Source organism: Streptomyces sp. NPDC006458, from assembly GCF_040612135.1.
Taxonomy (GTDB): Bacteria; Actinomycetota; Actinomycetes; order Streptomycetales; family Streptomycetaceae; genus Streptomyces.
The window spans coordinates 1-12,640 of record NZ_JBEXPR010000044.1 but is presented as its reverse complement, the minus strand read 5'-3'; the positions used below and the strand labels follow the sequence as shown (position 1 = coordinate 12,640).

10 protein-coding genes are annotated in these 12,640 nt (G+C 68.9%); 3 read left to right on the top strand and 7 right to left on the bottom strand.

Going from position 1 to position 12,640, the window contains the following annotated elements; translation table 11 throughout:
* Nucleotides 1-7: 7 nt before the first annotated feature.
* A complete protein-coding gene (locus ABZZ79_RS36480) occupies nucleotides 8-799 on the bottom strand; it encodes a MoxR family ATPase (protein ID WP_356696420.1) in 792 nt (263 codons plus the stop codon).
* Nucleotides 800-1,007: 208 nt separating this feature from the next.
* On the bottom strand, nucleotides 1,008-2,459 hold the full coding sequence (locus ABZZ79_RS36475) for a hypothetical protein (protein WP_356696418.1): 1,452 nt from the start codon (nucleotides 2,457-2,459) through the stop codon (nucleotides 1,008-1,010).
* 565 nt (nucleotides 2,460-3,024) lie between these two features.
* Between ABZZ79_RS36475 and ABZZ79_RS36470 the strand changes: the two genes are divergently transcribed.
* Both ABZZ79_RS36470 and ABZZ79_RS36465 read left to right on the top strand, forming a co-directional pair.
* Nucleotides 3,025-3,660, top strand: a complete 636-nt coding sequence (locus tag ABZZ79_RS36470; RefSeq protein ID WP_356696416.1) for a hypothetical protein — start codon at nucleotides 3,025-3,027, stop codon at nucleotides 3,658-3,660.
* A 736-nt stretch (nucleotides 3,661-4,396) separates the two neighbouring features.
* On the top strand, nucleotides 4,397-4,849 hold the full coding sequence (locus ABZZ79_RS36465) for a hypothetical protein (RefSeq protein WP_356696415.1): 453 nt from the start codon (nucleotides 4,397-4,399) through the stop codon (nucleotides 4,847-4,849).
* 131 nt (nucleotides 4,850-4,980) lie between these two features.
* Here the strand turns inward: ABZZ79_RS36465 and ABZZ79_RS36460 are convergent, their stop codons facing one another.
* Nucleotides 4,981-6,690 carry a glycosyltransferase family A protein gene (locus ABZZ79_RS36460; protein ID WP_356696413.1) on the bottom strand — a complete coding sequence of 570 codons (1,710 nt, stop codon included), beginning with the start codon at nucleotides 6,688-6,690 and terminating at the stop codon, nucleotides 4,981-4,983.
* Nucleotides 6,691-7,055: 365 nt separating this feature from the next.
* Here ABZZ79_RS36460 and ABZZ79_RS36455 point away from each other — a divergent pair, with 365 nt between their 5' ends.
* Nucleotides 7,056-7,190: a hypothetical protein gene (locus ABZZ79_RS36455; RefSeq protein ID WP_356696411.1), complete on the top strand. Its 135-nt coding sequence runs from the start codon at nucleotides 7,056-7,058 to the stop codon at nucleotides 7,188-7,190.
* A 164-nt stretch (nucleotides 7,191-7,354) separates the two neighbouring features.
* On the opposite strand, the gene ABZZ79_RS36450 is transcribed toward ABZZ79_RS36455, so the two are convergent.
* The 4 genes from ABZZ79_RS36450 to fxsT form a co-directional block, all read right to left on the bottom strand.
* Nucleotides 7,355-8,470: an AI-2E family transporter gene (locus tag ABZZ79_RS36450; protein ID WP_356696409.1), complete on the bottom strand. Its 1,116-nt coding sequence runs from the start codon at nucleotides 8,468-8,470 to the stop codon at nucleotides 7,355-7,357.
* A 378-nt stretch (nucleotides 8,471-8,848) separates the two neighbouring features.
* On the bottom strand, nucleotides 8,849-9,634 hold the full coding sequence (locus ABZZ79_RS36445) for a sortase (RefSeq protein WP_356696407.1): 786 nt from the start codon (nucleotides 9,632-9,634) through the stop codon (nucleotides 8,849-8,851).
* 132 nt (nucleotides 9,635-9,766) lie between these two features.
* Nucleotides 9,767-9,949, bottom strand: coding sequence for a hypothetical protein (locus tag ABZZ79_RS36440; RefSeq protein ID WP_356696405.1), 183 nt, complete (start codon nucleotides 9,947-9,949; stop codon nucleotides 9,767-9,769).
* A 64-nt stretch (nucleotides 9,950-10,013) separates the two neighbouring features.
* On the bottom strand, nucleotides 10,014-12,128 hold the full coding sequence (gene fxsT / locus ABZZ79_RS36435; protein ID WP_356696403.1) for an FxSxx-COOH system tetratricopeptide repeat protein: 2,115 nt from the start codon (nucleotides 12,126-12,128) through the stop codon (nucleotides 10,014-10,016).
* Between the last annotated feature and the right edge of the window lie 512 nt (nucleotides 12,129-12,640).

Sequence of the window (12,640 nt, the reverse complement as noted above, 5' to 3'; positions counted from 1 at the left end):
GGCAGTCTCAGTCCAGACGCCTGAGCACGGTCCGCAGCACGTCGTCCCTGTGCTGTTCGTCACGGAGCGCCCCGTTGTGCCTGTCACGCACGAGAAGGTACATCGCGTTGAGCAACTGGTCGGTGGACAAAGTCTCGTGGAACTGGCGTTGGACGAACAGCTCGATCAGCTCCCTGCCGTCCTGCACCGCCGACGGCCCCAGATGCGCCTCCACGATCCGCATGAGCTGCTCCACGCCGGGCTGCGGCAGGTCCAGTCGGAGGCAGCGGCGCAGGAAAGCGGGAGGGAAGTCCCGTTCCCCGTTGCTGGTCAGCACGATGAAGGGAAAGGCGCGGACGCGGACTCGGCCGCTTGTGAGCGCCTGGCCTGTGCCGTCGTCAGTGTAGACGTCCACCATGGGTTGCCGCTCGGCCACGCGCTCCAGCTCGGGGATGGCGAACTCGCCTTCCTCGAAGACATCGAGCAGGTCGTTCGGCAGGTCGGTGTCGCCCTTGTCGATCTCGTCGATGAGCAGGACCCGCGGCACCCGGGTGGGCAGCATGGCCGTGCCGAGCGGGCCGAGCCGGATGTACCGGCCTATGTCCTCCCCTGCTTCTCCGCGCAGGTTCGCGTCCTGCAGTCGTCCCAGGGCGTCGTACTGGTACAGGCCGTCGCGCAGAGTTGAGCGGCTCGTGATGGGCCAGCGCAGCACCCGGCCCAGCCCCAGCTCATGGGCGACGCCGTAGGCGAGCGAGGACTTGCCCGAGCCGGGAGCTCCGGTCACCAGCATCGGGCGGCGCAGGTAGAGAGCGGCGTTCACGGCGTCCACGATCTCGGGAGTGGTCCGGTAGACGACTCCCCGCTTCCTCGTGCCTCGGGGAGAGGATCCCTCGAAGTCGCGCCAGGGAGGGGGCGCGGGCAGGCGGGCGATGCCGTCGTGCCGATCGCCCGATCCCTGGTAGATGTGCCACGCAGGGGATGGTGGTGTCGTTGTCACTGCGCGTGTCCCGCCCTTCGTTCGCGCGTCCTCACAGCAGAGACCGGAAGTCCCGAGGGTTTACGGGGGTGTGGTCCGGGTCGTCCCAGAGGAGAGCCATCCGCGAGGCGTGGAAGTCCTCGCCTGGAGTGTCCGCGGCCTCCTTGCGCCAGCCGCGGACGCTGTCCGGAAGTCGCGTGATCTCCTGCGAGGCGTCCAGCTTGAGGGCCAGCGAGCGCAGGAACCGGTCGGTCTCGGCATCTCCCCTGCGGTGCCACACCATGACGGGTACGCCGGCGTCGAGCGCGAGGTCCAGCTCCGGCGGGACCGCGGTGCCGTGCTCGTGCCAGGACGACGTTCCGCCGACCAGCACGGCGGTCGCGGACTCCAGCCGCACGGCCAGTTCGCGGTCATCGTGGCCGTTGTGGCCGTTGTGGCCGTTCGGCCGGGAGGCGTACAGCATCAGCGGAGTAATGGGTCCTCCGCGGTGCCACGCCAGGCGGGCCCATTTCTCCCGCCACAGGGCGCTCAACGCGGGATCCTGCTGCCGTTCCAGATCGCGTAGGACCACCGAATGCAACTGCCCGAGGGCCACGCGAGGACCGCCCGGGTGCCGCCGCACCGACCAGGTGTCCACGGGCAGGTTCATGAGGTCCCGTGGCAGCATGAACTCGACGCGGCTGGGTCCGGCCTGGTGGTAGCCGCGGGCTGTGGACACGAAGTCGTCCATGCGGGCGGAGATCTGGTCGAGGGTCAGCGGGTCGTCCTCGTGGGCCAGAGGCAGCCACCCGCCGGGCGCGTGGCCGAGCCACACCGACAGCAGGTACTTGGAGAGGCCCGGAAGATAGGGCTGGATCCGTACGACCAGAACCACCCGTTCGTCCCCGTCCGACGGACGTGAGCGGGGGATGTCCCACAGTCGTGCGGGGGGAATCTCCAGCCGCTCCGCGATTCCGGCGGCCCACCGCAGCATCCTGCCGCGTTCGCCCGGGGCCGAGCGGTCGGCGAGGGCCCACACGAAGCGTACGAGGGGAGGGACGCTGCCGAGAGGCACGGCCAGCTCCTTCAGCAGCTCCACCGCGTGGGCGAGATCCCGAGGAGGCTCCGGCACGAGCGACGCGGCGAGTGCGAAGGCCCCGCGCCAGCTGTCGTTCTCCCACAGCCGCAGGAATTCGTGCAGCTCCTCCCGTTCCCGCCGGGTGAGCAGGGACGGCGGTACGTCCAATTGGAGAGCGAGGTCCGCGAAGCGGTTCGTCTCCGGCGTGTCGCCGTGGAAGTCCCGCAGCAGCGCGGCCAGTACGGGCAGAACATCGGGATGCCGGGCGCAGGTCAGCACCAACGACCGTGCCTGCTCGCCGAGTCCGTCCCCCTCGACAACGAACCTCTCCCCGGTTCCCTCGACGAGCTCGTCGAGGATCACTTCGCGCGTCTGCTCGTCCCGGAAGCCGTCCAGCCTCAGCAGGATGCCGGTCAGTTCGCTCACTACGTCGTCGCGGCGGTTCATGCGCACACCACGGTCTGGCCGGCTGACGATATCTGGCCTCCGGAAGGTCGCGTACGACGGCACACACAAACAACTCCAGTCTCATCGTACGGAGTTGCCGTGGCCAGCGGCTGGCCGTTCCCGAAAAGAATGATGACTTCGCCAGCGCCCGGCGTCGGACTCGCCAACAGCAGTCTGCGTGCCGTTGGGAACTGGGCCTTTCGGGAGGGCCCCGGCCGCACCCAGACCGAGAACCCTGTGAGCCTGTGGGCCGTAGAAGGCCAGGTGGGCCAGCGGGGCGGACACCTGTGTCCCGACAGTGGTGCGGGCGCCGTCCGTCGTACCGCACTCGGGGCTGCCTGGAGTACCGGCACGGCGGCGCTCGCGACCGGGGTGGGTGTGGCTCCCGCTGCCGGATCGGCGCGGGCGGCGAGATCATCCCACGCACCCCGGCGGTCAATGTGGCAGCGCCCCGCACGAAACAACCTGAGGAGGCGGGAACCGAGCCGCCGGAACAGCTCGTCACTGATCACGGTTGCCGCTCGGAGCGGCGATGAACACCGTGAGTCGAGCGGCAGGGAATTCCATGAAGCGTGCATCCGTGACGAGAGCGGCCCTGACAGCCGTTGTGGCGCTGGCGACCCTGACGGTCGGTGGCTGCCGGACGGAGGACACGGGTCTTCCTGCCGCTTCCCCGAGCGGACCCGCCTCCGAACCCGCCTCCGAACCCGTCTCGCCGACGCCCACCGCGGAACGCACTGGCCCGCGCACCTTGGTGGACGCGCTCACAGCGGGCGGTCTGGACAAGCTGACGGGCAGCGAAGCCCTGACGGACGTGCCTGTCGACCCGGGCGAGATGCGGGACGGCATGACGCTGGTCACCAACAATTACGGGGACGCCGAAAGGCAGGGCGCACCGGTGCTGTTCGAGGGCGTCGATCACGTGCCCGAAGACACCAACAAGCGCCGTGAGCACCTGTTCCGGGGCATGCTCGAGTACATCCAGTGGGACCCGGAGCTGGGAAACCCGCAGGCGGAGCCGGTGGAGCCGGGACCGCTCGGCGGCTCGGTGGAGTGTCTGCTCGCCTCGCTCAGTGAGGACGGCAACGTCATCTGCGGCTGGGCCGACGAGGGCACGGCAGCCGTCGCACTCTTCGAGAACAGCACCCTCGCCGACGCGGGGAAACTCTTCGTCGCCATGCGCGCGGATCTGGAGCACTGACACTTTCGCCCGACCTGTCCCCGCCGTACGCCCTGCGGGGGCGGCGTGCGTTGCTGTGTGCCGCGCCCCCGTCGGTGACCAGGACACGCCCGGTCTCATCTGTGACGCACGCCTGGACACTCCTTCCGCAAGCCCCTGGCCGCCGGCCGTCCCGCCGGCTTTGCCGTACCTGGAGGACCGAATCGGCGCCCTCCTCGACGGCGTCGGAAGTCCTCAGATGGCTCGCGAGTACGAGCGTGAACGCCGGCCACTCAGCCTCTCGCATGCCGGACGCGGGGGCGGGTGTCTGATCTCGCCTCGGCGCACGCCCGGAAACGTCACCCGACGCCGGTCGCGGAGCCGCACCTCGCCGCGGTGCGGGAAGCCGTAAGGCCATGACGCGCAATTCGCTAATCAATGCCTACAACTGCCGTGCCGCATCAGAGCCGTCGCGAGACTCTGAGACGGCTCCACGGCGTTGCGAACTTTACCTTTGAGGGGGAAACTGAAACTAATCAACCCACATCCGGACGGTACAGGTTTCAAGGTTCTGTCGGATTTCTGAGGGATGATTTCTCTTGGACTGCCAGTTCGCCGCCGTGGCTGTACAGCGTGCATCCCTACGTGCTTGGACGAGGATAATTCCGCGTCTTCGCAGCCGTAGTATTTCCTGGAGTAGGAATCACAGCTGTCAACGCGCCACGGTTCATGTCGAGACTGATGCCATCCGGACTATTCCGTTGGAGAGGAACATCTGATGTCATGGCAGGACAGATCTCAGCGGGGGCTGGCCCTCTTCGAGGGAAGTTCCGATGACAGCGGGACCCGGACGGGGCAGATCTTCAGTCACGTCCTCGACGAACAGAAGCGGGACGACTACATCAGCCGGGACTTCTTCAACGTCCAGCAAACTGCGGGTGGCCTGCCTGAAGGCATGTCGTTCGACGACTACGTGGGCCTCGTCGCAGGTCATGTGCGTGACGAGGTGACGGGCAGCAATTTCGGCGAAGATGTCAGCGACGAGGATTTCAGAGCGGCAGCGCTGACCTTCGACGACAACATCCGTCGCCACATCCGCTTCCTCAACGGCGTGGTGCACCAAGGTGCACCTGGTGAGGTGCACCTTGGACTGTGGGAGCTGATCCTCAACTCCCGTGCCGATGATTCGAGCCTCTACTCCTGCTACCGCGACTTCCTGGTGGACGCGTAGGACGCCCGCGCGGTCGTCTGCCGCCCCTTCCGTCCACGCGGGTCCTCATGTCCGGGCCTCCAGTGATGGTCCCACTCCAGCACGATCGGAGCTTTGACGAGGGGTAGGTGCCGTCCGTCAGCGCGAAGAAGTCACGCTCGCGATGCTGCGGCGCTCGCAGGGAGCCGCAGCTCGGGGGTCCGCCTGCGCGGTCGGACGACTTCGCGGAGCCTGACGAGACGTCGGCCGATGGCTCCGAGCTTCCTGGGGATGCCCCGCTTCGGTTTCCGCCCCTTCTTCGCCGCGGTGACGTCCAGGCTGAGGTTGCCGAGGGCGGTGTAGTACGGCTTGACCGTGAGGTTCCCGGTGGTGACGGGGAGGGGTGATGTCAGGCTCTCGGCCTTGCGGGCTCCGAAGCGGCGCTGAGTGCTCAGCCCCTGGGTGCGGACGTTGAGGTACACGTCCCATACCCCTTTGGTCAGCGGGCCGCCGTTCTCCGCCCGGGCGAAGTCGATCTCGGCGATGAAGCCGGCGGAACCTTGCGTGACGGTGGCGGACGCGTCGGCGGCAGGGCTGGCCAGTGGTGCGGAGCGGGTGGGTACACGTACTTCGCGGCCGTCGTCTCGGAGCCGCAGCACCAGCTCCGTGGCCGGTTCACGAGTCGGGATCCGTTCGATGTACCCGTGGCCGGTCAGCCTCAGCACGTCGCGGCGCTGAGTCCGCCGCCACCGCAGAGTGTCCAGCCGGTCGTTCTGGCCCAACTGGTGGGTGATGTCGTAGCAGGAATCGGGGATGCCCTTCGTCACGTCGCGGAAGTAGGGGTAGGCCGCGTAGGCGCGGCCGCCGTCCACGACCACTGCGTGGTGGCGTCCGTCCTTCGCCTTCTCCTGTTCGAGGAACTCGATGACGTCGATGAGTTCAGTCCGCATGCCGTGCCGCGCGCAGTGGGCGAAGATCCGGTGCGGTGCGGTCATCTGGCCGTCGATCTCCGGGGTGTAGAACCGTTCCACCTCCTGCTTGACGATCGCCATTGCCGAGAGCTGCTCGTCCACAGTGAGTGGCGGGAAGCGCCAGGAGAAGGAGTCCAGCAGTCCGCCCCGGAAGGTCCGCAGTAACGCGGCATCGCGCACGGGGCCGGGTGCGCTGTGGGCGCCGATCGCGGCCATGATCCGCCGGGCGGTCTCGAAGCGCTTGGGCAGGTCGCGGTAGTTGCAGGTGATGTTGCCGTTGTCGTCGCGCCTGACCTTGAAGTAGCAGTCCTCGTCGGCGACCACGGAGACGGCCGAGGCTTGGAGGTAGGCCTTGGTGACGAAGATCCGGTCCTCACCGATGCGGATGTCCTCGTCGAAGCGCAGCCCGCACTCCAACAGGAAGGAGCGCCGGAAGAGCTTGTGCGGTGTCAGGCTGTACCAGACCCGGGAGGTGGCGAGGTCGACTACCTCCTGGTTGGCCACGAACATGGAGCGGGGGACGTCGCAGCCGACGCCCACGTACTTGCCGAGCACCACGTCGGAGCTGTTGCGCTCGGCCATGTCGATCATTCGCCGCATGGCGTGCGGTCCGAGGTGGTCGTCGGCGTCGAGGAAGAAGACATAGCGTCCCCGGGCCAGGTCGATCCCCACGTTCCGCGGTCCACTGGGTCCGCCGGAGTTGTTCTGATGGACGACCCGTACGAAGTCGGGGTGCTCGGCGGCGAAGCGCTCGACTTCTTTGCCGGTGCCGTCGGTCGAACCGTCGTCGACGACCACGCATTCGAGTGTGTGTTCGCCCAACGACTGCTCGGCCACCGACTCCAGGCAGCGAGTCAGATAGGGCAGGGCGTTGTAGGCGCCGATGACGACGGTGACTGTCGGTTCCGACATGGACTCCCCTTGACGTACAGCACAATCGCGGCTGCCGGCCGACCGTGCGCGCTGATACATATAGGAAGGTTCTATCCATGTTCTTACTATTCGTAAAATATGGTGCATTTGACGGTGTGTCGCTGAGGTCATACGGCCGAGCAGGCGGTCGCGCGGAGTCGCCCTGCCCTCGGGGCGGCGGACCCTGACCCATGACGGGCACTGCCGCGTCGTCACCGTCACCGTCGACGTGCTGGAGGCCCTGGGCTCAGACGTGTACGTGTACTTCACCGAGGAGGGCGGACCGACACGGACCGCCGAACTCGACGAGCTCGCCACGGACTCGGGGCGCAGCGACACCGGGGGCGGGCGCCGCCCCACAGGTGGTGGCCCGCCTCGACCCCGCCACCCGCGCCCGCGAGGGGCAGAGCCTGAAGCTGCGGATGGAAATGAGCAAGGCGCACGTGTTCGATCCGTCGACCGGCGTCAACCTGACGCATCCGGAACGGCAGGACCACTGACACGTCGCTCGGCGTCGGGCTCGCCGACGGCTGGCGCCAAGGTGGCAGGAGCTTCGGCACGGCCGCGGCCCTGCGGTGTCCTGGACGGCCCCGCGCTGCTGCCGCCGTGCCGGCCGAAGCGGCTGTGCCACGGGAGCCTGGCGTTCCCGGCCCCGTGGCTCCGCTCAGGACGGGACAGTGGTGCCGAGGGCCGGATCGCTGCCGTCCGGTTCCGTCGGCGCCTCGGCGAGCTGCTCGCGCACGTAGTTCCACACCACTGCGATCAGGGCTGCGACGGGGACGGCGAGCAGGCTGCCCACGATGCCGGCCAAGTTGCCACCCAGCGTCACCGCCAGGAGGATCACCGCCGCGTGCAGGCCGAGCCCGCGGCTCTGGATCATGGGCTGGAACACGTTCCCCTCCAGCTGCTGCACCACCACGATGATGGCCAGCACCAGCAGCGCGTCGGTCAGGCCGTTGGAGACCAGCGCGATGAGCACCGCCACGAAGCCGGCGAACAGGGCGCCCACGATCGGCACGAAGGCGGTGACGAACGTCAGGACCGCCAGCGGCAGCACCAGGGGCACATCCAGAATCCAGAGACCGAGGCCGATGAGCACGGCGTCAAGCAGGCCGACCGCGGCCTGGCACCGCACGAACGAGCCCAGAGTGTCCCAGACACGCGCGGTCACCGTGGGGACGTCGGTGGCGAGCCGACCAGGCAACTGGCGGGCGAGCCATGGCAGGAACCGCGGCCCGTCCTTGAGGAAGAAGAACATCAGGAAGAGTGCCAGGAGGGCGGTGACCACGCCGTTGACGACGGTGCTCACTCCCGTGGCGACTGCGGTGACCGCGCTGCCGAGGCCATCCTGGGCGCGGTCGACCGCAGTGTCGAAGGCCTTGTCGATCTGGGCGTCCCCGATGTTCAGCGGCGGCCCGGCGGCCCACTCCCGCAGCCTCTGGACGCCTTCGACCACACCGTCGGTCAGCTCGCCGGACTGCGACGCCACCGGAATGGCGATCAGCGCCACAGCCCCGGCGGCGACCAGGAGGAACAGGATGGTCACCAGCGATGCGGCCAGGGCCGGCCTCCACCCTCGAGAGCGCAGGAAACGCGTCGGAGGCCAGGTCAGCGTGGTGAGGAGCAGACCGAGGACGAGCGGCCACACCACTGACCACATCCGGTCGAGCAGCCAGAGGGCCACCGCGAGCATCACGAGTATCAGCAGCAACTCGGCGCAGACACGAGCCGATATGCGCAACGCGGCATGAGATTTCGTGGAACTCAACCTGGCGGACATGAGGTTCACCCTATGGGGTGCGCCGGCGCCTCTTGTTGCCGCGGTCGGTGCGGGCCGCCGCCTGCCCGCCCGAGCTGTTCAAGACCCGCTACCGCTACATCGGCGCGGGCATGGGATACAACCCCGCCGGGATCCTCGGCCGCGGCGTACCCTTCCTGCTCGCCCCGCCCCTGGCGTTCCCGCACCTCGACGGAAGGCTCGATGCCTCCGAGCCGGAGGTGGTCGACGGCCAAGTCCGCGCCACTGCCCGGGCACCGTTCACCGCTCGTCCGGTATGTTGCCGGCGGTCGCCGAGGCGTCTGGCCGCGGCGGGGCTGGCGCAGGGAGAGGCGCCTGGCCGCGGCGGGGCCGGCGCAGGGACGGCTGCTCCCGGGCTGCTCACCGGAGCCGGGGCTCGCTGTACTGGGCCCGCCCCTGTCCGGAAGCCCCGCCGGCCTTCTCCGCCGAGACGAGGGTTCCTACCTTGTCGATGCGGTGCTCGGGATTGTTCCGGTCGTCCCGCCAGTAGTTCCCCGCTGCGTTGTCCTCGGGGGTCGCGCAGGTCGAAATCGTGATCATGGCCTGGGTGGGTGTCTCCCCGGGCTTGCCGGGCACCGCGGCTCGCTGCTCCTCGATCGAGCGCTCGGACCGGAACGACGTCCACCGCGATTCCGTGATCTCGTACGTGTAGAGCATGTCGCCGAGGCGGATGCGCACGGTGTCGCCCTCGTCCAGGTCGGGCAGATGGCGCAGGGGCCCGCCCGCGCTCAGCCGGTGGGCGGTGATGAGGTGGTTGCCCTTCTCGCCGGGGCCGACGCCGCCCCGCTCCCCGCGGGGACTCGCCGCTACACCGCGGTCCTGGATCCGCGTTCCGGGCCAGTCGTCGGTCGTCCCCTCGTACGGGACGACCTTCAGGTCCCGCACGCCGATGGCCGGGATCGTGAGGGAGCCGGGTGTGGTGCGCGGGTCGACCGCGGGCTTCGGGGTGGGGGAGGGGAAGGACGGGGTGGCATGCGCGCTGTGCTGCGGGACTCCTTCGGGAGCCGGGGCCGACGACGGGGGCGTCTGAGCCGGTTCCACGCGGGGTGTGGGGGCGGCGGCGCCCGAATCCCTCGCCGCGCATCCCACGACGAGGACGAGCAGCCCGGCGGCCAGGGCTGCACCGGCGGCGCGGGTGGTGATCATGGGACTCCCGACCGGCGGCCGGATCTGAACGGGGCGCGGGGAACCGGCTGCCTCTTAGGAGAACGGACGGGCCGCGACCTGTGTTCCCCGCCCGCCGGAGCCCTTGCCGGGGCAGGGCGGGGAACCGGCCGGTCAGTGATGTCCGGCCCTCTTGCCCAGGCGCTCGAACACCGCGCTGGCCATGGTCTCCATGCCCCTGGCGTTGGGGTGGCGCCGCGTCTGCTGGTAGCGGTCGGTCCGGGCGACCGGGGGCGGCAGGCCCCCCTCGTCGTGGCCGAAGAAGCGGGCGATGTTGCACCAGGGCGTGAACGACACACGCCGGCAGCCGGGGGCGGGGGAGGGGCGCTTCCGGATGCGTAGCGGCGGACCTGCCCAGCATTCAGAACAAGCACCGTTGGACAAGAGCGAAGGCATCCTCGGTCTTGGGGTGGGTCTTGCCCAGCCGGGTGCTCAGGATCAGCGCGCCCCTGCGCGCGAGGTTCGCCGCGGTCGGGTCGTTCAAGGCGTGCACGGCTCGGGCCTTGAGCAGCAGGGCGTACCCGATGTACAGGTGGTCCGGCGGGTAACTGGCCTCGCGGATCCGTAGCGCCCGGGAGATCAGCGGCACGGCCACGGCGTGGTCCTCCAGGTCGAGGTGGACACTCGCCAGCGCTATCAAGTCGAAGCTCACGTACGGGTCGTCCGGCCCGTACGCCGTCTCGTCGATCCGCAGCGCCCGCTCGGCCAAGGGTACCGCCGCCTCGTGATCACCGAGAATGTGTCGGATTCGCGCCAGGGTGGCCAAGTCCGTCGCGATGGCGGGACTGTCCGCCGGCAGACAGGACTCGTGCAGCCTCAGAGCACGTTCCGCCATCGGACGCGCTCGCTCCGCCGCGCCGCGGTCCCGGTGGATCTGCGCCAGGGTAATCAGGTCGAAGCCGATTTCCGCATCCCTCTGGTCGAGCGATTCGTCGATCGCCAGGGCACGCTCGCACAGGGGCAGTGCCGCCGAGTGGTTCCCGATCGAGAGGAGGAACGCCGACGCCAGCCTCAGCAGTATCGCGGTCTCCGCTGCGCACTTCTTCGGCGGCTCGTCCTTGGTCACCGCGAGCGCGTGCGGGAGCAGTTCCTGCCATCGCGATCGCGCGTCCGGCTCACCGTGAATGTCGTGTGGCACGGCCGCGAGCAATGCCCGGCTCAGCCGCACCCGAGCGTCGGTGCGCGCGTCGTCGGGCATGGCGGCACGGATGGCGGCCTGCACCAGCCGGTGCAGCAGCAGGGAGGAGGCTCCACGCCTCGCGAGCCCCAGGCCGGCCAGAGCGCCGACCGTCGTGTCCCATGCCACGGGGTCGGCCGCTGCTGCGTTCAGTCTTTCCGTGCTGCCGCTGAACAGGTCCAGCGGGATCGGCTCCGGCGCCAGCAGGGCGCACAGCTCCAGCAGCCGCATCGCTTGCGGCTGCTCTGTCTCCAGCCTTCGTACGCTGAGCTGCCACAGGGTCGAGACCACTACCGTCGGCCGGTCCGCCAACTCGCCGAGCGCGATCATGTCGTCCAGCCGCGACGTCAGCAGAGCCAGGTACGCCTCAGGCGCGGTCTGGTTGTAGTCCATGTACCCGGCGGCCTGCTCCAGCGCCAGCGGCAGGTCTCCCAGGTGTTCGGCGATCCGGTCCGCCACCCCTGTGGTCATGTCGCTCACCCGCCGGGCCAGCAGCTTCACCGCCTCCCGCCTGGTGAACACGTCCAGGTCGATGACGCCGGCTCTGCTCGACCAGCCGCGCAGTCTGGTTGTGACGATGACGTGACCGTTGCTCCCCAGGTCACCCGACGGCAGCGCGTCCGCGAGCGCGCCGGGTCTCTCCCCGTTGTCGAAGATGATCAGCCAGGGCCCGTGGTCCAGCAATGTGCCGTACACCTGTGCGATGGCCTGCTCGGAGCTCACCTCCGCCAGTCCCAGCTCCGTGGCCAGCGACGCGAACTGCGACGCCACCAGATCGGGATGCTCGGCGTCCACGAAGGCCACGAACCGGTACTGCGACCGGTAGAGGTAGGCGTACTCAACTGCTAGCTGCGTCTTTCCGACGCCACCCAGCCCGTGCACGACCTGCATCGCACCGTCCTCGCCCGAGGTGAGGCGTTGCCGCAACTCCCGCAATGCGGCGTCACGGCCGGTGAAGTTGGGGTTGCGCGGCGGCACTCTATAGGTCGCCGGACGGGGCCGCGAGCCCGAACGGCGCGCCGCCGGTACGCGGACTTCCCTGACCGCGGTCTCGAACAGGTCAGTGAGCGTGGCATGTTCACCCCGCACTCGCGCGAGTTCTTCCTCGCAGGAGAGGTCGATCCGAGCGGCGTGCGCGGCGCGGACGCAGGCCGTCACGTAGGCCGCGACCCGCTCCCACGGGGGCGGCTTGGTGAACTTGCCTGCCAGCAGGTCCGACAGCGACGACCGGGTGAGGACCTTGTTCTCGTCGTAGGCCAGCAGCTGAGCCTGGGTGGGTGACCCCGAATACGTGCGCAAGCGCTGCAACTGGTTGGCGAACCAGCTTTGTGGTGAGCTCGGTCCCCTCATATACGCCGCTTTTCCCCGTCTCGCTCTCCGGAATCGTCCGGACTTCGGAGTCCGTAAACGTAGCTCTTCCAGCGCGGGAGCCCAGTGGATCCGGGCTCCTCCGGGACCGCCGCATCCGAGCGGCGCCACCCCCCAAAGTAGACGGCGGCCCAGGCGCCGCAGCACATCCCGACTGTCGAAGGAGCACCGCTCACGTCTTGTCGCTCACTCTCGGACTACGAGACCACCGGGACAACGCCGTACAGGAACCCTGCAAAGCTTCCCACGAGTTCGGGCGCCGTTGCAGGCAGTGACGAACGCGAGCGTCGCCCTGACCCATCCGCGACAAACCGGTAGCCGGAACCATCCGTGCAGCCGCGACAACCGGTGCCTAGTGCCCCGGCAGGCAGCGTTTGCCCGTCAAGGAGCGGCGTCCGGCGCGTGCTCTCGGTGTGCCGGGTGCAGGCCCTCGTACTGGATGT

Bases quoted from the DNA above. Each gene is read 5' to 3' on its own strand.
- ABZZ79_RS36475 (WP_356696418.1), bottom strand. From the start codon at position 2,459: ATGAACCGCCGCGACGACGTAGTGAGCGAACTGACCGGCATCCTGCTG.
- ABZZ79_RS36470 (WP_356696416.1), top strand. From the start codon at position 3,025: ATGAAGCGTGCATCCGTGACGAGAGCGGCCCTGACAGCCGTTGTGGCG.
- ABZZ79_RS36465 (WP_356696415.1), top strand. From the start codon at position 4,397: ATGTCATGGCAGGACAGATCTCAGCGGGGGCTGGCCCTCTTCGAGGGA.
- ABZZ79_RS36460 (WP_356696413.1), bottom strand. From the start codon at position 6,690: ATGTCGGAACCGACAGTCACCGTCGTCATCGGCGCCTACAACGCCCTG.
- ABZZ79_RS36450 (WP_356696409.1), bottom strand. From the start codon at position 8,470: ATGTCCGCCAGGTTGAGTTCCACGAAATCTCATGCCGCGTTGCGCATA.
- ABZZ79_RS36445 (WP_356696407.1), bottom strand. From the start codon at position 9,634: ATGATCACCACCCGCGCCGCCGGTGCAGCCCTGGCCGCCGGGCTGCTC.